The organism is Paenibacillus sp. WLX1005 (assembly GCF_046603685.1).
Taxonomy (GTDB): domain Bacteria; phylum Bacillota; class Bacilli; order Paenibacillales; family Paenibacillaceae; genus Saccharibacillus.
In genome coordinates this window covers 2,707,848-2,731,662 of the sequence record NZ_CP176756.1, presented here as the reverse complement: position 1 = coordinate 2,731,662, position 23,815 = coordinate 2,707,848, and the positions used below count along the sequence as shown (strand labels likewise).

18 protein-coding genes are annotated in these 23,815 nt (G+C 46.5%); 5 read left to right on the top strand and 13 right to left on the bottom strand.

The window, feature by feature from the left end:
• The first annotated feature begins 160 nt into the window (after positions 1-160).
• Positions 161-1,099 (top strand): AraC family transcriptional regulator N-terminal domain-containing protein, encoded by a 939-nt coding sequence (locus ACE3MZ_RS11765; protein WP_411346615.1) that lies wholly within the window; start codon positions 161-163, stop codon positions 1,097-1,099.
• Positions 1,100-1,104: 5 nt separating this feature from the next.
• Here the strand turns inward: ACE3MZ_RS11765 and ACE3MZ_RS11760 are convergent, their stop codons facing one another.
• The gene (locus ACE3MZ_RS11760; protein WP_411346614.1) at positions 1,105-2,199 is read right to left on the bottom strand and encodes a glycosyl hydrolase family 18 protein; all 1,095 of its coding nucleotides are present in this window, start codon (positions 2,197-2,199) and stop codon (positions 1,105-1,107) included.
• A 224-nt stretch (positions 2,200-2,423) separates the two neighbouring features.
• Positions 2,424-2,726 (bottom strand): Dabb family protein, encoded by a 303-nt coding sequence (locus ACE3MZ_RS11755; protein ID WP_411346613.1) that lies wholly within the window; start codon positions 2,724-2,726, stop codon positions 2,424-2,426.
• Positions 2,727-3,048: 322 nt separating this feature from the next.
• On the opposite strand from ACE3MZ_RS11755, the gene ACE3MZ_RS11750 reads away from it, so the two are divergent.
• A complete protein-coding gene (locus ACE3MZ_RS11750; RefSeq protein WP_411346612.1) occupies positions 3,049-3,795 on the top strand; it encodes a GTP pyrophosphokinase family protein in 747 nt (248 codons plus the stop codon).
• Between the two features lie 210 nt (positions 3,796-4,005).
• Here ACE3MZ_RS11750 and ACE3MZ_RS11745 read toward each other — a convergent pair whose 3' ends face one another.
• The 8 genes from ACE3MZ_RS11745 to ACE3MZ_RS11710 all read right to left on the bottom strand — a co-directional run bounded on the left by ACE3MZ_RS11745 (position 4,006) and on the right by ACE3MZ_RS11710 (position 14,122).
• Complete coding sequence (locus ACE3MZ_RS11745) at positions 4,006-4,611, bottom strand: response regulator (protein ID WP_411346611.1); 606 nt, start codon at positions 4,609-4,611, stop codon at positions 4,006-4,008.
• A gap of 36 nt (positions 4,612-4,647) precedes the next feature.
• Positions 4,648-5,772, bottom strand: a complete 1,125-nt coding sequence (locus ACE3MZ_RS11740) for a sensor histidine kinase (protein WP_411346768.1) — start codon at positions 5,770-5,772, stop codon at positions 4,648-4,650.
• An 83-nt stretch (positions 5,773-5,855) separates the two neighbouring features.
• A complete protein-coding gene (locus ACE3MZ_RS11735) occupies positions 5,856-6,920 on the bottom strand; it encodes a fatty acid desaturase (RefSeq protein WP_411346610.1) in 1,065 nt (354 codons plus the stop codon).
• Positions 6,921-7,272: 352 nt separating this feature from the next.
• A complete protein-coding gene (locus ACE3MZ_RS11730; RefSeq protein ID WP_411346609.1) occupies positions 7,273-8,775 on the bottom strand; it encodes a glycoside hydrolase family 1 protein in 1,503 nt (500 codons plus the stop codon).
• A gap of 182 nt (positions 8,776-8,957) precedes the next feature.
• On the bottom strand, positions 8,958-10,940 hold the full coding sequence (locus ACE3MZ_RS11725) for a beta-glucoside-specific PTS transporter subunit IIABC (RefSeq protein WP_411346608.1): 1,983 nt from the start codon (positions 10,938-10,940) through the stop codon (positions 8,958-8,960).
• A gap of 227 nt (positions 10,941-11,167) precedes the next feature.
• Complete coding sequence (gene licT / locus ACE3MZ_RS11720) at positions 11,168-12,001, bottom strand: BglG family transcription antiterminator LicT (RefSeq protein WP_411346607.1); 834 nt, start codon at positions 11,999-12,001, stop codon at positions 11,168-11,170.
• A 182-nt stretch (positions 12,002-12,183) separates the two neighbouring features.
• On the bottom strand, positions 12,184-12,999 hold the full coding sequence (locus ACE3MZ_RS11715) for a hypothetical protein (protein ID WP_411346606.1): 816 nt from the start codon (positions 12,997-12,999) through the stop codon (positions 12,184-12,186).
• Positions 12,992-14,122 (bottom strand): tyrosine-type recombinase/integrase, encoded by a 1,131-nt coding sequence (locus ACE3MZ_RS11710; RefSeq protein ID WP_411346605.1) that lies wholly within the window; start codon positions 14,120-14,122, stop codon positions 12,992-12,994. Before ACE3MZ_RS11710 ends, ACE3MZ_RS11715 begins: the two co-directional genes overlap by 8 nt.
• Before the next feature lie 347 nt (positions 14,123-14,469).
• Between ACE3MZ_RS11710 and ACE3MZ_RS11705 the strand changes: the two genes are divergently transcribed.
• Complete coding sequence (locus ACE3MZ_RS11705; RefSeq protein ID WP_411346604.1) at positions 14,470-15,423, top strand: alpha/beta hydrolase; 954 nt, start codon at positions 14,470-14,472, stop codon at positions 15,421-15,423.
• Positions 15,424-15,892: 469 nt separating this feature from the next.
• Here ACE3MZ_RS11705 and ACE3MZ_RS11700 read toward each other — a convergent pair whose 3' ends face one another.
• Together ACE3MZ_RS11700 and ACE3MZ_RS11695 are read right to left on the bottom strand one after the other, a co-directional pair.
• Positions 15,893-16,261 carry a hypothetical protein gene (locus ACE3MZ_RS11700; protein WP_411346603.1) on the bottom strand — a complete coding sequence of 123 codons (369 nt, stop codon included), beginning with the start codon at positions 16,259-16,261 and terminating at the stop codon, positions 15,893-15,895.
• A gap of 321 nt (positions 16,262-16,582) precedes the next feature.
• Complete coding sequence (locus tag ACE3MZ_RS11695) at positions 16,583-16,801, bottom strand: hypothetical protein (protein WP_411346602.1); 219 nt, start codon at positions 16,799-16,801, stop codon at positions 16,583-16,585.
• 271 nt (positions 16,802-17,072) lie between these two features.
• On the opposite strand from ACE3MZ_RS11695, the gene ACE3MZ_RS11690 reads away from it, so the two are divergent.
• Complete coding sequence (locus ACE3MZ_RS11690; protein ID WP_411346601.1) at positions 17,073-18,449, top strand: SMP-30/gluconolactonase/LRE family protein; 1,377 nt, start codon at positions 17,073-17,075, stop codon at positions 18,447-18,449.
• 190 nt (positions 18,450-18,639) lie between these two features.
• On the opposite strand, the gene ACE3MZ_RS11685 is transcribed toward ACE3MZ_RS11690, so the two are convergent.
• A complete protein-coding gene (locus tag ACE3MZ_RS11685; protein WP_411346600.1) occupies positions 18,640-22,536 on the bottom strand; it encodes an S-layer homology domain-containing protein in 3,897 nt (1,298 codons plus the stop codon).
• A 438-nt stretch (positions 22,537-22,974) separates the two neighbouring features.
• Between ACE3MZ_RS11685 and ACE3MZ_RS11680 the strand changes: the two genes are divergently transcribed.
• On the top strand, positions 22,975-23,655 hold the full coding sequence (locus ACE3MZ_RS11680; protein WP_411346767.1) for an expansin EXLX1 family cellulose-binding protein: 681 nt from the start codon (positions 22,975-22,977) through the stop codon (positions 23,653-23,655).
• Positions 23,656-23,815: the final 160 nt, after the last annotated feature.

The following is a 23,815-nucleotide window of genomic DNA, read 5'->3' as shown; positions in this document are numbered from 1 at the left end:
CCTCTATATCGAAAGATTCGATCCACTCTGTAGTGATCGTCTGTAAACAGTATAGAGTGTTTTGGAAAAGGGGCGATAGATTAATCCTGTATGTCGCTTGCCTATTTTTGTTCGCTGTTTTTATAATACAATAAGTCATTCTCGACAGGAGCATCTGATTATGAAACCATTTGATGAACAGCAGCGTCTGCAACATGCGTTACATGAGCTTCAGCAGACGATTATACGCAATACACCTACAACAGGCACGCACCAGACGAACATCCCTCTCTTATCTATCGTACGCGCCGAAGAAGTATCGGAGCCGTTAATTACCGTCTACAAGCCTTCGATCTGTATCGTCGCTCAAGGCGCTAAAACAGCTATGCTCGCTGATCAAACGTACCGCTACGATCCTCACACCTTTCTCATCACTTCGGTCGATCTGCCGATTATGGGGCGGATTAGCGAAGCATCATCTACGTTGCCTTATTTGGGTTTAAAACTTAGCTTTGATACCGATGTGATCCTGGATGTTGTGAGTATGATGGACCATACACTCCCTGTTCAAGCCGAAACAGGTCAAGGAATTACAGTGAATGCGATGTCATCTTCCATACTGAATACGGTAGTGCGGCTCCTACAATTACTGGATCATCCTGACGATATCGCTGTTCTGTCTCCACTTATCATTCGGGAATTGGTATACCGGGTGTTGCAAAGTGAGCAAGGGCATGTTCTATATCCATTTGCGGTTACAGATAGTTATTCTTCTCGAATTGCGACAACGATTCAGTCGATTAAACAGGATTATAATAAGCCGCTAGAGATGGAACAACTTGCCCGGGATGTGAATCTGAGCAGCTCGGCGTTTCATAAGCATTTTAAACGGATTACAACGATGAGCCCGTTGCAGTATCAGAAGACGATTCGTTTGCAGGAAGCGCAGCGTCTGATGTTGACCGAAGCGGTACAGGCGGCGGACGCTGCGTTCATGGTTGGGTATGAAAGTCCATCGCAATTCAGCCGTGAGTATGCAAGATTATACGGCAAACCACCGATGCAAAATGTTCAGGATATGCGTAGTTTGTTAGTTGATTCCAACATGTCTGTTGAGTAATTACGTCACTTGTGCAAGCCTGCCTGCACAGCTTTCCAGAAGGATTCATCCTCCATACCAATCGCATACATGGACACACCAGCTAGTTTATATGCTTGAACCAGCTTGGTTTTGTGCTTGATACTGATTGCATCTTCGTACCACACCTCATGCGGATCGCCATTACTATCTGTATATTGTGCAATCATGGAGCCGGATGTCTGATCACGTTTGCTAGTTGTCTGATACTTGGTCAGTAACGACTTCGTCTCATTCCATGGCAGCATCGCATTGTCGCTATCATCTCCGGCTGCTGTTTGCTTCACATTCCAATCATTGCCGTAAGCAGGCAGTCCCATCAATATTTTACGGGCGGGCACCTGTTTGACGGCAAAAGCAAGTGATGCTTCTGTCCAGCCCAAGCTTGCGGAAGAACCCGGTTCGCTCCAAGTTCCATGCTCATCGTATGTCATAACCTGAAGCCAATCAACTACCTTGCCTATCGCTGCATAATCATAAGCGCCAGACCAACCATCTTCAGGATCGTCCTGCTGCTTGGCAGGTACGGATACCATGATCTGGAATCCATTGTTCTTCATTATCTTGGCTGTATCGCGTACAAAGGCGCTTAGTGCGCCACGATCTTCTGGCACCAACGATTCAAAGTCCAGATTAACGCCGGTATAATGGTTTTGTTTGACTGTTTGCAATAGACTGGCAATCAGCTTTTTGCGTGCAGTAGGATCGGTGATTGCTTGATGTGCGGCGTCAGAGTCCCAATCTGTTTCACCATAGTTGGAAACTAACGCAAATGTGCCCATCTTCCAATTGCGTGCTTGCTGTACGGCTTGCTTGGGCGTTGTACCGACTAGATTGCCCTCTGCATCTGTGTTGAGCGTATCCGTGGATACTTGATTCATATAGTTATGGTATTTGGTAAATGCTTCTGGTGAAGCGTCGGCGTAATAGCCAAGCACAATCGGTGAAGTTTGACGAGCGAATGAAGCTGCCGAAGTCGATGACTTGATCGGAGTTTTGTTATTCGCTGCCCAGACGGCAGCCGTGCAAAGAGCAGCTATACTGAGCAGGACTACAACTATAATGCTACTTTTTCTAATCATAAATGATTCTCTCTCCTCGCGGATCGTATCGTGTGTTTATACGATATCACAAGGAAAGAAGCTATGGATGATAAAATAGTGCTCAATGAAGCTTTGATCATCCAGATATCGATAGATGGCAAACCAAAATAAGGTAGCATCCGTCAGATTGGATCATCTGGATACTACCTTGCTCAACGATTGTTTCTATAGCATTATCGATTGTGTACTAACAATTGCGGCTGTTATTCATACAGCACGACATCGGTCTCCTGAAACGACTGGACTTCCTTGTCCCAGCGCTCTTTTACATAATTCACATGTACCGGATGCTGATTGTACGCCTCATATGCTGCCTGATCGGCAAATGCCATAGAGAACATGTAGTCATGATCGTTTTTGCCGCTAACTTGACGATAGACTTCAAATTGCTGCACACCCGGAATGTCTGCTAGCTCCTGCTTGCTCATACGCAGAAATGCTTCTGCTTGCTCGTTATTCCTGCCACTGTGAAGCGAGAATGTCACCATATGCTTGATTATACTCATTACTTGCTCCTCCTTATCTCATACTTCATGATCTTGTGCTGACTTGCATTTTTTGCACGTCTAAGCACCATAAAGATGACTTATGTATCCGCTATCAAAATAACATACCTGCTTCTGAACTGCAAATATGTAGCAGTTTGTTAAGATGAGCCAATCTGTTGCTTCATGCGCTCTCTACTACCCAATCAAGACACCAATCACAAAGCAAAACTTTTCAATAGCCAATTATTTAGGTACACTACATATATAAGTATTTTTCTTATGAATTAGTTATTATGAATCAATTATATGTCGAAACTAGATGAGCAAACAGGAGAATGAAATGGATAACCAAATCGAACAATTAAAACATATTCGCCAGAACGTCATTCGCTTTATGATGATGTATGAATTTGCGCTCAAAGAGCTGGAAACAAAAATCGAGATTTTGAACGACGAGTTTCTCTCATTACACGAATACAATCCAATTGAGCATACCAAGTCGCGCGTGAAATCGCCGGATAGCATTTTGAAGAAAATTCAGCGTAAAGGCGGCGTGCAAAGTCTGGAGGATATTCGTGAGCGTGTACGCGATATCGCAGGTCTGCGAATTACTTGCTCGTTTACCGAAGACATTTACTGGGTGTGCGATATGCTGAAGAATCAGTCGGATATTCAGGTGATTGAGATCAAGGATTACATCCGCGATCCGAAGCCAAATGGCTATCGTAGTCTGCATATGATCATTCAGGTTCCGGTATTTATGTCCGACCGTCAAGAATCGGTGTATGTGGAAGTGCAGATTCGTACGATTGCGATGGACTTCTGGGCAAGTCTGGAGCACAAAATCTTTTACAAATACGAAGGTTCTGTACCAGAGCAGCTGACCAATGAACTCAAAGACGCTGCCGATTCCGCAACCGCCCTGGATTTGAAAATGGAAAAGCTGCGTCATGAGATCGAGTCGATCAAGCATGCAGACGAACTTGATGATGAATACGAACTGATGCAAAAGCTGACTGGAGAGCAAGGGTTGCAGATTCCAGAAGCGCTACTTCGTTTGACTGGCGGATTCGTTGATAAGAAGTAAGTCACAGACGTTTGTCATGCAATCCTGATATATCAATAGGATCAAAACATAGTACAAATAATGCAAAAGAGCAGTGCTTCTGTTATGAAGACACTGCTCTTTTGTATGTCGTATTTTGTGCGATATAGGTTAAATTGTGTACTATTTTTACTCATATGACAGTATGGCTTATTCATGTCAAAGCGTAATATGTGGGTACCCCTCAACTACTTAGGACTTGAACCAACCTTTTTCCTTAAAATGCTTGATTGCTTCAATTCGGTTGCTGACATTCAGCTTGTCCATGATGATTGAAACGTAATTGCGTACTGTACCAGTAGTGATAAATAGCTCGTTGGAGATTTCACGAGTATTTTTGCCATCTGCGATAAGTTCCAGCACAGCCTGTTCACGTTCAGTCAATGGACTTTTCTCACGATATCCTTCGTCGATCAGCTCGGAAGCATAGATTCTACGTCCCGCCATAACCATACGAATGGTATGCGATAGTTCTTCAATCGGGCTATCCTTGAGTAGATACCCATGAATCCCTGCCTGACGAGCGCGTTCAAAATAACCGGTACGGGCGAATGTCGTCAAGATGATGATCTTGCACTCACTACTATCACGCAGTTCCTCAGCGGCATCCAGACCGCTTTTGGCAGGCATCTCGATATCCATAATGCAAATATCCGGCTTGAGCGCATGAACGAGCTGTACCGCTTCCTCTCCGTTCGTTGCCTTGCCGATTACATTCATATCCTTTTCCAGATCGAGCAGCGAAGCCAGCGCACCGAGCAGCATGCGCTGATCTTCGGCAATGACAATATTGATCATGCTTATCGTCCCCCTCTCGCAAATGCTGATTTGGACTTACAACTGGCGCTGCACAGCATTGGGTACAACCATACGCAGCATGGTGCCTTGATCCGATGATACCGACAGACTACCGTTAACAAATTCCAGTCGTTCCTTGATTCCTTTTAAGCCGTTGCCTGCATATTTCTGGCGCTTCAGATCGATGCCGGAGCCATTATCCTGCACGGTCAATACAAATTCGGTTGTACTAGATTCCAGTACAATATCACATTCGGTCGCTTCACTATGGCGTACTACATTGTTGATTGCTTCCTTGAGACACATCGCTAGTACATTTTCACTGATCAGCGAAATATCCTCGGCATCGTTATTCTGAGATAAATGCAGCTTGATGTCCGCCACATCCAGAATCTGCTGTACGCGGAATAGCTCCTCATCCAATCGCATCCCTCGCATACGGGTCACCAGCTCCCGCACTTCATTTAATGCCGTACGAGCCGTCTGACGTACATCCAGCATCTCTTGCTCCGCCTTTTGCGGATTGCTCTCGATTAACTTGTATGCCAGCTCACTTTTTAGACCGATGAGGGACAGCTTCTGTCCCAGTGTATCATGCAGATCACGAGCGATGCGCTGACGTTCTTCCAGCTTGACCAGCTCTGAGATTTTGCGATTGGCATCGTTCAGCTGTCCTTGCAGATGATCTTCACGCGATTTGTTGTGCGCATGAATCGGCACCAGAATCACAGCAATCAGGTTAATGACGAGCAGTGGCAGCTGAGACAGAAACTGATCCAGATTGGAAGTGATAATGCTGTACGTTAGACCGAGCGTACTAAGTAGATTAACGACATACAAAATCCAGAAACCGACGCGATGATGAACGGTACCGATGAAGAAAGCGAGAAACAGCGAGAAATAAATAAAACCAAACATCAAACCCATCACGACCGACAACACGATTTGCACCCCAAACCAAACATAAATTTGCCGCCCCTTTACAATCAGGGACAGCAAATTTGAGGTGAAAAATACGATGATCATTAGCACGCCGGCGATAACATAACCAATCGTAAACTTATTGAAGATAAAGTAAAACGGAAGCAGACAAAATAGCAACCAGATATACAGATTGACGCCGCCTGTTGTTTTGCGAAACAAGTCTTTCCAATTGTTCATATATTCACCTTTGCCAGGCATCCAGAGATTGCGCCTGATTTCAGTGCCCGGCGGATGCCGTAGGCTTTTATTATATATCTATTCTACTTCAGATCGATGCCGACTGCATTAAACGTTTTTTTGTCATTTGCTGCGGCTTTGGCGTTTTGCAGAGCTTGCTTCGCATTACGTTTGAACTGACGGAAGCTGACAAAACGTTTCCCTTCTTCGTCCCATAAGCGGAAACGCAAGGATTGCAAACTCGTTTTGAGCGTGATCGTCGTTGCCTTTTGCAGAGGTGGCGTTGCGTTATGCGCTTCTTCCAGATAATAGTTCGGTACACGCGGACTCAAGTGATGCACATGGTGGAAACCGATATTGCCAGTGAACCATTGCAAAATGAGTGGCAATTTGTAATACGAACTGCCTTCCACTGCTGCTTGTACATACGACCATTCATCGTCTTTTTCAAAATAAGAATCTTCGAATGTATGCTGTACATAGAACAACCAGATACCCATCATGCTGGCGATGTAGAAGATCGGGAGCTGAATCATCAGAAATGCCTGCCATCCTACGAGCCAGCACAGTGCCGCATACAGTAACACGATTAGTACGTTGATCAGATATGTGTTGCAACGCTCTGCCCACTTGGCACCGCGGCGGTTAAAGCGCTGTTGAATCAGGAATACAGCTACCGGACCGATGCCGAACAGCACAATCGGGTTACGATACAGACGGTAAGCGAGACGAGTGTACCATTTGGCTTCTTTGTATTCCACTACAGTCATTGTCCAGATATCGCCTACTCCACGTTTGTCCAGATTGCTACTGGTTGCATGGTGAATCGAGTGACTTTGTTTCCACTGCATATAGGGGGTGAGCGTAATCACGCCAGTAATGGTACCGATCCAGTGATTAAGCTTTTTATTTTTGAAAAATGAACCATGACAGCAATCATGGAAAATAATAAACGTACGGATGACAAGCCCTGCCGCTACAATCGTAATTGGTATTGTTAACCAGTATGAAACGGACAGACTCCAGTATGCAGCCGCCCATAATAGAATCAGAGGCACAAGCGTTGTAATCAGTTGCTGTATGCTTTTACGGGAATCGACTTTTTCGAATGGTGCGACTTCTTTTTTGAGTTGTTTGGTCAAAGACATGAATGTACTCCCTCTCAGGCAGGATGCGCCTGATTTTAGTACCGGATACAAGGATGTAATGATTCGCTGCTATTTGCTCCGGGTATATCTCCATTGTAAAGAAGCATATCCACTGGTAGAAGTCATAAGTGTCAGTATACGACCATGACACTTGTCATGTTTTTAAGCGTTTTCAAGAATTATTTTCCAATTTAAACGTGAATAAGGGATGATTTTGCATACTGTAGTTTGTATATTTCCATACGAATGGTAAACCATATCGTACATACGAGTAATCAATATAAAAACAATACAAAAGCACTCTGTCATAGGCAGAGTGCTTTTGTATGAAATATGTTCAGATTCGGTATGATTATCGTTGCCAGTTATCCAGATCGCTCAGGTCGGCTCCATTCGAGGCGATCACTTTTTGATACCAATCGAAGCTTTTCTTTTTGTATCGATTCAATGTACCCTTGCCTTCGTCATCCTGATCGACGTAGATGAAGCCGTAACGCTTGGACATCTCGGATGTGGATGCGCTAATGATGTCAATTGCTCCCCAACTGGTATACCCCATAATATCCACGCCATCGCGAATCGCTTCGGCAAGCTGTGTAATATGCTGGCGGAAATAATCAATCCGGTAATCATCTACAATGCGTCCATCCTCTTCTCGTACATCCCGTGCGCCCAATCCATTCTCAACGACAAACAGCGGCACTTCGTAACGGTCATACAATTCTTTGAGCACGACGCGTAATCCAATCGGATCAAGCTGCCAGCCCCATTCGGTGACTTTGAGATTCGGATTCTTCACGGTACTGTACAGATTGCCGCCAGTTACGCCATATTGCTCTGGATTTACAGTAGAAATCAGCGATGTGTAGTAGCTAAATGAGATAAAATCCACGGTGTTCATCTGCAAAGTATCGGCATCTTCTGGCTGCTGTTCAATTGTGATTCCATGATCTGCAAAATAGCGCTGCGTAATCGCTGGGTATTTGCCTCGTACCTGTACATCGGTGTGCAGCAGATTGAGCTGATTGTCAATCTGCGCTTGCAGTACATCTTCCGGGCTACTTGTTGCCGGATAGTGGATCATACGCGCTAGCATACAGCCAATCTGCACGTTAGGATTAATGTCGCGTGCCGCCTTTGTCACCAATGCACTGGCAACAAACTGATGATGCAGCGCCTGATACGATGCCTGCATCACATTGTCTTCGCGATCGCCAACAATACCGCCGCCGGTGAATGGCTCGATAATCGTCGTATTGATCTCGTTGAAGGTCAGCCAGTAGGTTACTTTGTCCTTATAGCGCTCCATCACCGTCTCGGCATATCGAACGAAAAAGTCGATTACACGCCGATTTTTCCAGCCCCCGTATTGAAGAACGAGATGAATCGGCATCTCGTAATGAGATAACGTAACTAGCGGTTCGATATTGTGTTTGCGCAGCTCGGTGAATACATTATCGTAAAATTGCAGCCCTGCTTCATTCGGCTCAGTATCATCGCCATTTGGGAAAATGCGGCTCCAATTGATCGACAGACGGAACGTTTGAAAGCCCAATTCGGCGAACAATGCAATATCTTCTTTATAACGATGGAAAAAGTCGATTCCGTAGCGTTTGGGGTATCCGTCTGCGGTTTTGTGCTGGATTGCCTGTTCAATCGTTTCGCTAGATACGTGCATAAGGGCGCTCAGATTGGCATAGTCTTTTTTGGCATAATATGGCACCATGTCTGCGGTGGATAGCCCTTTGCCATCAGCATCAAAACCGCCCTCTGCTTGATTCGCGGCAATGGCACCGCCCCAGAGGAAGTTGTCCGGGAAAATGCTGGTAGGTGTAGTCGATACAGTCGGTTTCATTGGATTCAGCTCCTATACATACAGTGTAGATGGATATATGCAGTAATGGAGCATGATCAGAACGGTCATGCTTCCCTCTGCATACAGAGTCTATTGTTCAGCGTTTAGCGTTTAGCGTTTAGCGTTTAGCGTTTAGCGTTTAGCGTTTAGCGTTTAGCGTTTAGCGTTTAGCGTTTAGCGTTTCAATTGTCAGTTCGCGGAAGTTCCAATTGCAAGACCGGATCGCCGGTTTGGATATCGCCTAATTTCAATGGCAGGATAGCAGTATATTCAGCGGTGTTGGTTACAACCATTGCAGTCGTAATATCATATTCCGCCGCAATTTGTTCCAGATCGAAGTGCAGTAGCGGTTGCCCAGCTTGTACGGAATCGCCTGTAGCAACGAGAGCTTCAAAGTGTTGTCCACGCAGTTTGACGGTGTTGATGCCGATATGAATCAGCAGCTCAGCACCCTGCTCACTACGGATAACGATGGCATGTTTGGTTTTGAATAGATTTACTACAACGCCGCTGACTGGGGACACCAATGTACCGACTGTCGGCACAAAGGCGATGCCTTTGCCCATCAATTCATCGCCAAAGGTCGGGTCATTCACTTCACTCAGTGGAATGGAGCGTCCTTGCAAAGGTGCTTGAACAACTTCACCAGCTGTTGGCGGTTGCGGCTCGCTAATGACCGTCGCAGATGGATTTGTTGCTGCCGCGTCAATGGTCTGTGTCTGCTGAGATGTAGTTGCCTGTGTATTTGCCATTGTTGCTGGATTCGCTCCATTCGTAGAAGCAGCAGCAATCTGATCAGCATCGCCAACATTCTCACTAATCCCCATCACTACGGATACGATCGTTGCCACAACAAAGGCGATTGCCATGCCGCTAACGCCATATAAGAAGGTTGGACCGATCAACGCGGGTAAGCCCGGAATACCGCCATTACCAGCAAGTACATACGCATTGGTACCAAATGCAAGCGCGAATCCGCCACCAACTGCACTACCGATCATACCGGCTACGAATGGCTTTTTGAAACGCATATTCACACCGTACATCGCAGGTTCCGTTACCCCCATTAGCGCGGTAAAGCTAGTGGACAGAGCGATTGATTTTAACTTTTTATCACGGGCACGGAAGAAGACACCAAGCGTTGCCCCTGCTTGTCCCATATTGGAAATGTAGGTCAGCGGCAGGAATTTGTCCGCACCAATCGTCGCCAGATTGCTCAAAATAACTGGAACTAGCGCGTAGTGCATACCAGTCATAACGATCAGCGGCATCGCACCGCCGAGAATGATACCGGCGAATACGCCACCTTCTGCGAGTAACCAGTTGATGCCGCCGGACAGACCATTACCGACAATTGTACCGAGTGGACCGATCACGATCAGTGTTAATGGAACGACGATCAGCAGCGTTAGCAGAGGGACAAGCAGCAATTTCAGTGATGCTGGAATGATGCGGTCGATCCCTTTTTCTACATAAGACTGTATCCAGATTGCTAGCAGAATCGGAATGACAGATGACGCATAGACAACTGAAGTTACTGGCAGACCGATAAAGGATACCGGATTACCGGATGATAGTAATGCAGTCATATCCGGGTACATGAGTGCCATACTGACACCAACAGCGACAAATGGATTACAGCCGAATTTGCGGGCGGCACTGAAGGCAATGAGCATCGGCAAGTAATGGAATACCCCGTCGCCAATAGCGGACAGAATGCGATATACATCTGTCCCGGCAGTCATAACACCAAGCCATACGAGCAGCGCGATGAGTCCTTTGAGCAGACCGGCACCAGCGATGGCAGGCAACATCGGAGCGAATACACCAGCGATAAATTCAAATAAGCGCGAAAACGGATTTTGCGTTTTGCCTGGTTCGGTTGGGGTTTTCGTTGTTTGGGAATCGCCGTTTTTGAGTGCAGGATGCGTTTGCACTAACGCATCGTATACCTGTGCTACTTGATTGCCGATGATGATCTGGAACTGATCCCCCGCGATATTCGTTCCCATTACACTGTCCATGTTACCGATAGCTTCGCGGTTGGCGAGATTGTTATCTTTGAGGTCAAAACGTAGCCTTGTAATGCAGTGATATACCGAATTGATATTGCGTTCGCCGCCGACGGCTTCGACGATCTGGCGAGCGGTTGTCTGATGATCCATTGGATTCCCTCCATTTTTGGGCGAAAAAATACCTGAATGAATAGACGGATGCCATTACAGCGTCAGTCATCATCATTCAGGTATTGCCTGATTAAACAGTAACAAGCCTGAAAAGCAATATATAGTTGTTCTTGCTACACCGAGAATCCAGCATTATACAGGTACAGGTATACGATCTACCACGTAATCAGCTGTTCAAGGCTATAGATTCATGCGATGCAGTGTTCTTAGGTGCGTTTCATCAAACGTTCAAGATGCAAGGTAAGATACAGCTGCTCCGAATGTGTCATGTCATATTGATAATGCTTGCGGATAAAGGTTTCGATTTTGTGAATGCAGACGAAAGTGTCGGGATAATTCTTCTTGACCACTTCGTACAAATACTCCTCGGCATCATCATGACTTTGCTGCGTAATGACTCGCTGACAGAAATATTTCAGATGCGTAATGAACCGGAAGTAGCTGGCACTCTCCTCATCGAACTCTGTATGAAAGTGATATTTGATAATGTTCATCACTTCTTGCAACAACTGCATCATATGCGTTACATCATTCATAGAGTCATTAATCTCTGCATTCACAAAGTGCAGTGCAATATTACAGATCTCTTCTTTTGGAAAGTCAATGCCTAGCCGTTCTTTTAGCAAATGCAGTGCTTCCCGAGCAGCATCGTACTCCGCCTTGTAAAAGTGCTGAATTTCCCATGAGAGCGGATTGCGTACGATCATGCCCTGCTCTAGCCGTTGCACAGCAAAATAGATATGATCTGATAGCGAAATGTAGATGCCATCGCTCAGCTGACTGCGCAACTGTGTGCGTGCTAGTGTCACGATATCGTCAGTTACCTGTAAAATGTTCACGGGTAGCTCCGTCACCGTTGCCTTGAATTTCTCGTAAATGTTGGCATCCTGCAAACGAAAGACCTTTTCCACGCGTGCATCGTCAATGACATCTCCGGCACGGAAGTTGAAGCCGATACCCCGGCCGAGGATCAGCAGCTCCTGCCCTTTTTCATCTGTCGTACTGACGATATTGTTATTGAAAATTTGTTTGATAATCACATTAGACCACCTGTGTATGAGGATTAAAAAAAGGGCAAAACCAAACACAGCGACAGACGAATGTCCATTTCCGTGTGGTTTTGCCCGCATTACCGGTAACAAGCCTCGTTAAAAACGTAGCATGGAATGAAAGCGGCGTCAATACCCGTCAGTCATTTTTAGGGCAGAAAAATAGACGAATATCAACCCACTTCCTTAAACAGCCCGCCGATTACACTGACCGAATTGTGGCAATGTGGACAGAGTACACTGCCATTCAGATAAGGTAATCGTGCCAATAGCGAATCTGCCTCGATCCTATCCGCCGCCTGCTGTAAATCGTGAAATCCGTAAGTATCCGTCAGACCAAGCGCAATCGGCGTGATCGTAATCCCTGCATTACCCGGATACAACACAGGATCTGTGCCATGCAGACGCATCACATCTTCATCCAGATCATCGATAAACCATTCCCCATCACATTGCGGACAGACACCCACATATTCATCCCCGCCGGGATAGTGAATGAGTAATCTCGCCAGTCGATCATGCCCATGATAAGCGCAATACGCCGCCAGTATGTAATCAAGTTCATATTCGCTCTCTATGTGTTGCTGTGCATACGCCAGCACCTTGTCATGCAACGTTGCCGCCTGCTCCAACCCTAGCCGATAGTCGGCGATAATACGCTGCCACTGCATCGGAGTAACATCGCCGATCACTTCCGTCATCCATGCACCGGAACCGGCAAACATCGCTTCGATGATGCCGCATTGTATATAAATGTCGATCTGGGCAGTTGGATGCGCATCCAGTGTATTCGCCAATTGCAGTAGATGCGGGACGGCAGCCAGTGTCGCCCCATAGATCGTATACTGATGCATGAGCAGCTCCGCCAATTCGCGAAACACTTCTGGCTCAAACTGTACAGACAAATGATCCAGCAGAATCGGCACCTGCTCTGCCGTTCCGAATGCCGTTCGCAGCTGTGCCCATGCCGGGCTCATCCATTCAAGCATCCTCTTCCCCCTCCATCTTCGGCAATTCCACATGCAATTGCGAAATCGCCGCTTCTTTCTCGCGACTGCTAACATGTGTATAAATAATCGTCGTCTGGATCGACGAGTGACCGAGCAGTTCCTGCACCGTCCGTAAGTCCGTTCCTTGACGCAGCAGCATTGTAGCAAAGGAATGCCGCAGCTTATGACTGGAATACGGCAATCGCCGGGACGGCTCGATATCACTCTGGAATCGATCAAAGGTATCCGCGGCAATTTGCTGAATATTGCGAATCGATAACCGACTGCCCTTTTGCGAAATAAACAGCGCTTGCTCACCATCGCGCCATGGAGTAAGTCGTTCACGAATACAAGTGTTCAGCACATCTGCCACCGCTTCTGGCACTGGCAATGTCCGCCATTTGCGCCCTTTGCCAAAGACTTGTAGTGTGCGGCGCTCATCATTATAATCCTGCACATTGAGCAGGTGCACCTCACCGACACGCAGCCCCATATATGCCATGAGCAGGAATACAGTGAGATTGCGCGTCCGATACTTGCCATCCACGGATTGCAAAAAGGTCGTCAGTCGCGACTGATCGAGATAGAGTGGCTCTTTATTCTGCTCGGTTTTTGCCTTTTTAATCCCGGCGGCAGGGTTATGAGATGCCAGCTCCATTTCTATTAACGCTTTGAAAAAACAGCTGACCGCCGCATGCTTGCGATTACGTGTCGAATCACTCACTCCGCGCGAACGCGCGCCGCTTAGATAGGAGAGCACATGCCGCTTTTTCAGATCGTCTAGCGGTTTGCCATACACCGAATGGGAAGAGAGAAATTCGTGTACATCGTGATTGTAGGAGCGACGAGTATATCCCGTATAACCGGCATCCTTCATCCAATCCTGAAAGGCTTTTAGTTCCTCGCTGTATACAGATAGTGATTCATCCTCGTCATCGCTATTGTTATCGTAATGAGGTTCGTCTCTGTATTGCCCTGAACGGGAAGAGCCAGCCTCATTTTTATCATAGTCAGTACGACGATTGCTGTTGGTTTCCTTGTATTCTTCATCCGTATTTTCATATATATTGCGGCGATGAGAAGCCGGTGCGGCAGACATAGAGGATGTTATCTTTCGATTCAAGCGGATCCGCTCCTTTCGCTGCTGCATCCGATTGCAGGCATTTGTGTTTTATAATTATACGCTGTTTTTAGCAGAAAACAAACGATATTCATCGGATTTCAGGTCAGTTTGTATGCAACCTTTTGTTTCAGGAACTTCAAATTCGTTTACCTTGAGATTAGGAACAATGTGCAAGGTAAAATATGTAAAATGAAGCGATGAGTATTGCCAACTCTTCTTTTATAGCTGTTTCTTTATTGTTGCTACACCTATTGTTCCTTTATCCAAATAGCGAAGAATTACGGCAATATTCGTTCACATAGTGCATGTCTAATATGTAAAACTCAACCACTCAAGGAGGCATTACCATGGCTAAAGAAAAACGTATTGTACTGGAACCTGCTGCACAGAAATTTGCTGACGATAACTCGAAGCCCCCTTTCCTATATGAATTAGGACCGGAAAAAGGGCGCGAAACGGTAGACGAAGTACAATCCGGCGATATCGACAAACCGGATGTAGATATTGAAGATGTTACTTTGCCAATCGGTCCGAAAGGTGAAGTTGCCATTCGTATCCTCCGTCCCAAAAACGCACCTGCATCTCTGCCGGTGTTGTTATATATCCATGGCGCAGGCTGGGTATTCGGTAACTCCCACACTCATGATCGCCTGATCCGTGAACTGGCAGTTGGTGGCGAAGTGGCTGTTGTATTCCCGGAATATAGCCGTTCTCCCGAGAATCGCTACCCAATCGCTATCGAAGAAATCTATGCTGTGCTGCAATGGATTGGCGAACAAGGCACTGAGCAAGGCTTTGATACGTCGCGTCTATATGTCGGCGGCGACAGTGTAGGTGGCAATATGACTGCCGCAATGACACTGTTGAGCAGAGAGCGTAGCGGTCCAACAATCAACAAACAATTGCTGTTCTATCCGGTAACGGATGCCAACTTTGATACGAATTCGTATGACCAGTTTGCCGAAGGGTACTTCCTGGCACGCGAAGGTATGAAATGGTTCTGGGATCAGTATACAACCGATCCAGAAGAACGCGCTCAACTGACTGCTTCCCCACTGCGTGCGACAACCGAGCAACTGCAAGGCTTGCCGGAAGCGCTCGTAATTACAGGCGAAGCCGATGTACTGCGTGATGAAGGCGAAGAATATGCTGCCAAACTGCGCGAAGCTGGCGTAAAAGTAACCGAAGCCCGCTTTGGCGGTATCATCCATGACTTTGTGATGCTGAATGTATTAAAAGATACACAAGCCAAAAAAGGCGCGCTCATTCTCGCAAATGCCTTCCTACGTGACGAACTGTAATCTTTTGTATAAAGGATTAGTCTGATAGTAAGGTTCGCTGTTGTTACAGGTTTGCTCTTTGACTTGAAGATTAGTAGCTTTACCTTATAAAATAAATTCATCAAAATCCCTGTACACTATTCCCCAAAGGATGTGTACAGGGATTTTCTTTTTCTATGTAGATACATTATTCTGTTTATAGTTTACATAATTAATATTATGTTAATTAAGTTTCGTTTGAGTTAGTTACCTGTTTTGTCATTTCATAAAATATATACAAACCACAACAAAATATATATGTAAACAACAGCAAAATAGCGTCTATCGCAGGTTAGATCCGCGACAGACGCTATTTGAATAAAATGATTACGTTGATACTTATATTGCTACAGTTGCCATAATACGCACATACTATTTCAGTTCTGCTATGTTACAAAATACCAACTGTCTTGATCCTATGCAAATCACCGACGTACCGACAATTGTAATCTTAGTTTGCTTTGCGTGAAGCGTAGAATTCGGCTGCTTTTTGTAGCATTTGTTGCAGCGAGCCAAATTGTGTATTTTGACTAACTTGTGTATCGATCTGATCTTGCGGCACTTGTTTTACTTTGTCCGCAGAGTCGGTAGTCGAGCCGAGACCGAATTTTTGCAGCATATCGCCAGCGGATTGGAATGGTGTATGTTTTTGCATGAATTCTGGGGTTAAGAGCTTGTCCAGTGGTAGCTTTTGGATGATTTGATCCAGTGGCAGTTTGCTGATCATATCCATGATCCCGCCGGAAGAACCGCCGGATTGATTACCGTCTTTGTTTGATCCTGTCAGCATATCCTTGAGGTTATTGAGATTGAAGCCCATAATGAGCATCCTCCTTCATATTCGTGTTGGATTTGGTTGGGAAAAGGGATGATTACCAAGCTGTGCCTATGTCCCTTTGCGATTGTCAGCAGCTGCTAGTTTACCGATGTTATTGATGTTGGCACGCTGATATGTCAAGTGTGACATCGCCAATGTATCAGCAGCTATACTGCTTACTTACCCCGCTTCCGACAGATAAAAACGCTAATGACTCATCTCTTGTGCGTTACAAGAAAAAGGAGTCATTAGCGTTTAGTCATGCTATCGTTTGCGGTTGTCCCATGATGCAATCTAACAGTATAGAAATCTACCAAATATGATCTACAAAAATTCCAACACTCGATCCCATGAATTCAAATATTCCAGTTCCTGCTCAATCCGTTGTTGTTCGTCCAGACCGTCCAACCATTCATCTTCCGTAGGATCATTTTCATTCATTATCGTTGCCTCCTGTGTCCAGATGTAGCAAAGACGCGTTTGCTGCTCCGGGGATTGGTTTGCGCGATGCGCCTGCTCCGTGTCGTTTAACATGTTCCTCATGCTATTCACCCTCCATTCAGGAATATGTTGCCTGTTATCATAGTAGTACACATTAGAGAGGTTTGAATCAGCTTACAGGATGAAATGTGTTACCTGTTATCTCGGTCTCTGGATGTAGAAACGGAATACAACGTGTCATCATTTACATAAAAAGTAAAAAAATATACGGTGATTGTTACTTTTATTGCTTCTTTTCAAAGGAAACCCCTCGCTTTTGTGGAATAGGGGTAATAGGCACAAAAGCCAATCCAATTCGGAAAGGGGAACATTTATGATCAGAAACAAAGTATTCATAACTGCGACACTGGCTGGCGGATTACTGCTATTGCCATCTACAGGCTGGGCGGCGACGCCGGTGGCGACGGATATTGAGCTGCAAGTTGACGGACAGGAGCTGACAGTTGAAGGATATACGGTGAATCATAGCTTGTATGCTTCGTATGCGGCGATTGCCAGAGAGCTGGGTGCAGATGCCGATTGGAAGGAGCAGACGGGATCGCTGACCTTGCAGCTTGGAGATGACCGTATTGCTTTTGCCGAGGGAAGTACGACGTCCACTCTATTTCAAGCGGATGGCGAAGTGTTGATTCCAGTACGCAAAGCATTCGAGGCGTTCGGTTATACCGTGTCATATAACGCAGCGAGTCGATCGGTTAATGTGCAAGCCGCTGGTGCAGCAGCACCGTCAGCAACGGATACGTCTGGCGATGATGATGTTGGTAATGGTGTGAATGGCAACACTACAGATGATAGTGTAACTTCTGACACTTATGCGGGGTTGTTACCTGTATCGATTTTGACCGATTTGAAGCCAGATCAGAATACGGGAACACGCATTGAAGGTGTGATTGCTAATTCGGATTATGTCTTTACCGCCGATATGGATACACGCGAATTGTATCGGATCGATATAACTACAGGCGCAGCAGAAGTGCTAACGGTATTGCCACGAACTGGTACAGGCATGGCGCTGGATGAGAGTGGCAATCTGTATATTGCCAGCGGCGGCGAGGAAGGTCTCATTTATAAAGTCAATGCCGATGATCTAAAAGGCGACCCATTCGACGGTTCCCAAGTGGAGACGTTCGTCAGCGGAGTAGCGGGTGCGAATGGGTTAGCATTTGATCGTGAAGGAACATTGTATGTAACTGGTGGTGCGACTGGTAATATCTATGCAGTGACGCCGGAAGGTCAGTTGCGTACGTATGCCAGCGGTTTGACAGCAGAACGACCGGAGCAAGCCATTGTCGTTAACGGCATCGCGGTCGGTACAGATGGATATGTGTACACTGCCAATACTAGTTCCGGGGAAGTGAATCGGTTTACAATTGAAGATGACGGTACAGTAGATCAGCCGCAGTTGATTGCCAAAAGTGAGCTGTTGTACGGTGCCGACGGTCTGACGATTGGACCGGATGGCAATCTGTATATTGCTGCTAATGAGCGTAATGCGATTGTGAAAGTAACGCTGGATGGCACAGTGACAGATATTGCACGTAATGGCAATAACGGTCCGCTGGAATTTCCGGCAAGCCTTTCTTTTGTAGGGAATACGCTGTACATCAGTAATTTCGATCTGCCGCGTGGCAGTAACAATCCGAATACACCGGGCATTGGCTCATCTATTGCCAAGCTGGAATTGGAGTGACCCTGCCTCTGAATTAAAATAGCAAACAGCCATCCTTTCTTGTCTGAATATAGACGAATAGAAAGGATGGCTATTTTGCTGTTTATGTTACGAATCCATCATTGATTCATTTTATCGATATTGAGATTGAGATTGAGATTAAGCTCAAGATTTAGTTTCATGATAATTAGTTTACATAACTATTATTATGTTAATTATTGAGTTCTTCATTTGTGATTTTATCCAGTAAGCGAGTGATGATAGACGCACTTTCGGCTCGGGTAAGGGAATGTTGCGGTTTGAACAACCCACTCTCATTTCCTTGCAGCAAACCGGAAGCGTCCAGATGAACGATTGCCTGTCTTGCCCATGTCGCGGATTGTCCCAGATCCGGGAAGCGATTCATTGGATGGGACGCAGATTCCGCAGCGGTGGTACTAAGCAGATGATTTTGCTGTATTACACGATCCAGCATGACCGCCATTTCCTGACGAGTGATGGTGTCATTGGGACGGAATTTGCCGCTGGTATCGCCTTGTAATAGCCCAGCAATAGCAGCGGTATGAATGCTATCCGCATACCATGCCGAGGAAGCTACATCAGAAAAGTCAGTGCCTCCCCCTGCTCCATCATTCACAGTATTCTCTGTTCCTGTCTCTATGCCTGTCGCAGTCTTGGACAGTCCGAGCGCGCGCGTTAGCAGGGCTGCCATTTGTGCACGCGTGATCGCAGCAGACGGCGAGAAGGTTTGCTTGGTGGTACCATTGATAATCATGCGATCCGCAAGCTGTTGTACTGACGACGCTGCCCAGTGACTGTTCATATCATTCCACGTTTGCATTTTCGCATCTAGTACGACATAGGTGCTGTTACTGCGACTGAATACGGTAACAGCATCATCTTGCACGGTAAATGGAACCGGTGTATACGTGATGGAGCCATTGGATGCTTCTTCCACTCGCGCTACTGCCAGACGATTCGACGATGTTATACCAGCGATCGGGATTGAACGCTGAATATAGCCGTTTAGCTCAGTCATAGGCTGTGATGTGTTATTGCTCCATGTATATAGATTATAATCCACCGCTGCGCGTGCAGTGTACCCTAGAAGGCTTGCCTGAGTGATTGCCGCTGGCGATGGCGTAATATCCAGCACGAGTGCCTGTGCATCCTTCACGGATTCACGAACGAGATTGATCGGCAAAGTATAACTACTCACTGGCGTCTGAATGACTAATTGCTGCACCTGCTGCTGATTTGTTAGCACCTGTGTAGCAGCCGAAGCCAGTTGTACCTGAAAAGTGCCTGTTGTGTCGCTAGAATCCAAGTTGATCTGTAGCGAAGTAGCTGCTCCTGCGCCGCTCAACATCTGCTGAATATGATCGGCGGTTATTGTGACAGAACGCAGCTGACTACCATTTTGCTCAGAAATGGTCGGTGTGAGTACCCAGCGAGACGTTCTGCCATCTGCTGATAATCCTTGCGAAATGGCAGCCGGTACGATCGGCGTTGTTGGCGGTATGTTCGGAGTGGTTGTCCCGCCTCCGCCACCAGTTCCCGTTTCACCGCCTGTATTGCCTGAACCGCCACCAGCGTTACTGCCTGAATCATCATCATCGTCGTCTGAATGCCCTTTTTTGGCAAAATCAATAACGGTGAGCAGCGGATCGTGATCGCTCACCCGTCCATCCTCTTCCATAAAATCGGCATTCAGATGCACGATGTCCAGCTTGGCTTTGTCGGCGATTCCCGGCGTCATCAGCACATGATCCAGCGTTTGTGAATTGCCTTCATACACATAGGAATAGCGCTCATTGACTGGCAGTGTATCGACGAGATTGGTCAGCTGCGTGCCTTTCAGAATGTCAAATGTATTGGAAAATTGAAAATCGTTAAAATCGCCTACCAGCACTACATTAGCATTGCTATTTTGCGCCAGCGTATCTCGAACAAATTGGTTCAATGCTGCTGCCTGCTTGGCACGCTGTACTTCACTACTGCGCACTGGCGGCTGTGCCGAACCGTACAATGGCTGATCCCCGCCTTTGGAATTTAAATGATTGGCGATCACAATTACTGTCTGTCCGCGAAACTCAAATTGCGCTGCCAGCGATTTACGTGAGTCGGCAAAAGCCGGATTTTGCGGATCGATTCGACCGGGATTCACGCTGAGTCCTTGCGGTCCATACGTTACGGCTGTCACCGAATCGCCTACCCCGCCTGCTGCTTGAGGCAACGAGACACGCGCTGGATTGTACAAGAAACCAACACGAATATTGCCTCCCGGTGCACCGCCGTCTTCATTGTTTTGCGGCGCGATACTGGCGTAACGATATTCCGGTCCGCCGGCAGCGACGATGTCACGAATCAATGCGCCGAAGCTGGCGCTAGCATCCGTTGTACCATCGTCGGTTGCTCCATTGTTGTCTTGTACTTCCATCAGCCCAATAATGTCCGGTGTATGCAGATTGTCGATCACATTGCGGGCAATTCGCTCTGTTTTGGCGGTATTGGCGGGATCGTCCCAGAAGTTCTCGACGTTAAACGAAGCAATAGACAGCTGCTTGTCTCCGTTATGCAGCGCAGATACTTCACGCTTCCACCCACCGTCGATAATGGTTGGCAGAGCTGCATCGGGCAATAGTTTGAAATTGCTATAGTTGTAACTGATAATGCCCGTTACTGCTCCATCAAACCGATCGCCCGTCTTGATCGGCTGCTTCGGTTTCTCAGCAATAAGTAGACGATTAGCGTTACATTCACCATCGGTAATGATCAAGCCACCAGCGGGTGTCCGGCGCGGACTGTTATCTACATCAACAGATACCGGAATCTCATACCCATATGGTCCGATAATATCCGCATTGGTAAGCTGAATACGCATTCCTTCCAGACTTTCATAGAAATCAATGCTGTACGTCGATGGATCAAAGGTAACAAAGCCATTCGGCGCCGCAATCTGCGACGGAATCGTACGTCCTCCCGCACCAATAACCGTTGGCTTCGGCAGCGTCTGATTCTCATTTCGTACTCGAATCGCAGTAGCTGCGATCTCGGTTGTAGTCAGATCGGCGGCATCACTGTATCCAGTCTCACGGTATTCTTTAACCGAGCCGTCCACACTGACCTGGTCACCTACCTTCACTCCGTGCGAAGCACGATAGACGAGAATAGCTTGCGATGTGCGATCATCTCCATCGTCCAGCTCATCTGGCATTTGCATGTAAAAGCTGGATTTACTCTTCACCATCGTCACGATACCTTCCACTTGCTGTACCTGTTCATCCGCATACGTAGACGTCTGCGCCGTACCTTGAATCTGACTGATTGTTAGCTTGAGCGGCTCCTGCTCCACTGGCGGCTTACTACCAGCAATATCACTGACTGATCTCGGAATGAGCTGGTATTCATTGTTGTAGCGTGTGACGACACCAGTAATGGAACGATACGATTTGCCTGTTTCCAGCCATGGCTCGGTGGAATAGACGACGAAGGTTCCTTTGTCATCTGACACGGTGTAACGACTGCCGGATACACTGTCCACCTCAATCGTATTCACAGTGACCAGACGAGCTTCGTACGGATTGTCTGCGACAAAGTCTGCGGATGTGATCTCGGTTGGCGCTGGTGTAGAGCTGGTAGGATCGATAACCGTGACATTGCTCGCTGAAGCGGAAATTTGTAGCAGATTGCGATAGGCGCCTAGTGTCCCGCTAACTCGAACGCTCTGTCCCTGCTGTGCCGACAGATTACTGCCGCGCACCACAATGCCTGCTCCATTGTCCTGAATGTACAGATTGCTGTAGCCACTGCCTGTGTCCTGACGATATGTAACGATGCCCTGAACAACTACGGTATGACCAACCGTCTGTTGACGAGCGCTTGCGATCGAGTATGTATCTTTACTTGCAGTAGATAAAAGAGAGTTACCAGGAGACAATGATGTACTTTCGATTGCAGTTGTTAATGGAATCGTCACCTGATGAGCTGTTTCGTTATGTTCGGCTGCCTCAGCTATCGTTGGATTCCAGCCAGCGCTCGGTAATATGGAAGATGCTAGCAGTACTGCTGCCAGCCCTGTCCCTGTTTTTGCTTGCCATCGCCTCATATGTATCGTCCTCCAATTTTCTTACAAGAATGGGTTTCTTTTTAAACTATCACAAAATAATCAAAATGGAATCAGCGCCATGTAAAAATAGTCGTTTTGCCTCAGTTACTCATTTTGTGTCGAAGCTTGGATGTGAGGTTCAATATATCGCGCTGATGCTAAATAATTTGTACGCGCAAGGTACTGTTATATGGTTACATGCGCTGTATGGATTCTATTTTGACTAGATAGTATCAATAGTTCCTTTTTGTTATATTTGATAATAATTGTAATTAATTATAAGATATAGTACATTGTTAGATGAAGTGTGATGTGATTAGTTACAACATGTTCGTGTTCAATATCGCCTGTTCATAGAACTTCTTGTAACAGCAGCACTTCAATCAATATTCTGGAGGGATTCCTATGACTAAGACAAAGAAAACCAAGAAATGGAGCATGCTCGGACTCATCGCTACGTTAAGCTTCGCCATGTTCGCTGTACCCGCTTCAGCTGCCTGGAACGATACATACCAGGGCTACGCTACATATACCGGCTCCGGTTATTCCGGCGGCGCGGTACTGCTTGACCCGATTCCGGCAAATATGGAAATTACAGCACTCAATCCGACACAGATGAACTACGGCGGTGTCAAAGCGGCACTGGCTGGCGCGTATTTGGAAGTACAAGGACCAAAAGGAAAAACAGTTGTCTACGTGACGGATCTGTATCCAGAAGGTCCAAGCGGTGCACTGGATCTGTCGCCAAATGCGTTTGCCAAAATCGGTAATGTCGCAGACGGCAAAATCAATATTTCGTGGAAAGTCGTTAAAGCACCGATCACAGGCAACTTCAGCTATCGCATCAAAGAAGGCAGCTCCCAATGGTGGGCAGCTATTCAAGTTCGCAATCACAAATATCCAGTGCTGAAGCTGGAAGTACAAAAGAACGGTAGCTGGGTAAGCCTACCGAAGATGGATTATAACCACTTCGTCGGTGAACAGCTAGGCACACAACCGCTCAAAGTACGGATTACCGACATTCGCGGTATTTCCGTAACGGATACGATTCAAGCGTTGCCTGCGAATGGCACATCAAGTGCATACATCGTACCAGGCAAAGTACAATTCCCGGATTGATCTGACATGGGGCAATGATCACGGTATAGACTGGCTGGCGATTATGATGGCTAGGCTAGAAAAGTACCTTGATGGAAATCCATGATCATATGGTTCATTCTCATAATGGTAGAACCAATAGATACAATGAATGCGTGGAACGAATAAGTAGAACAAAAAG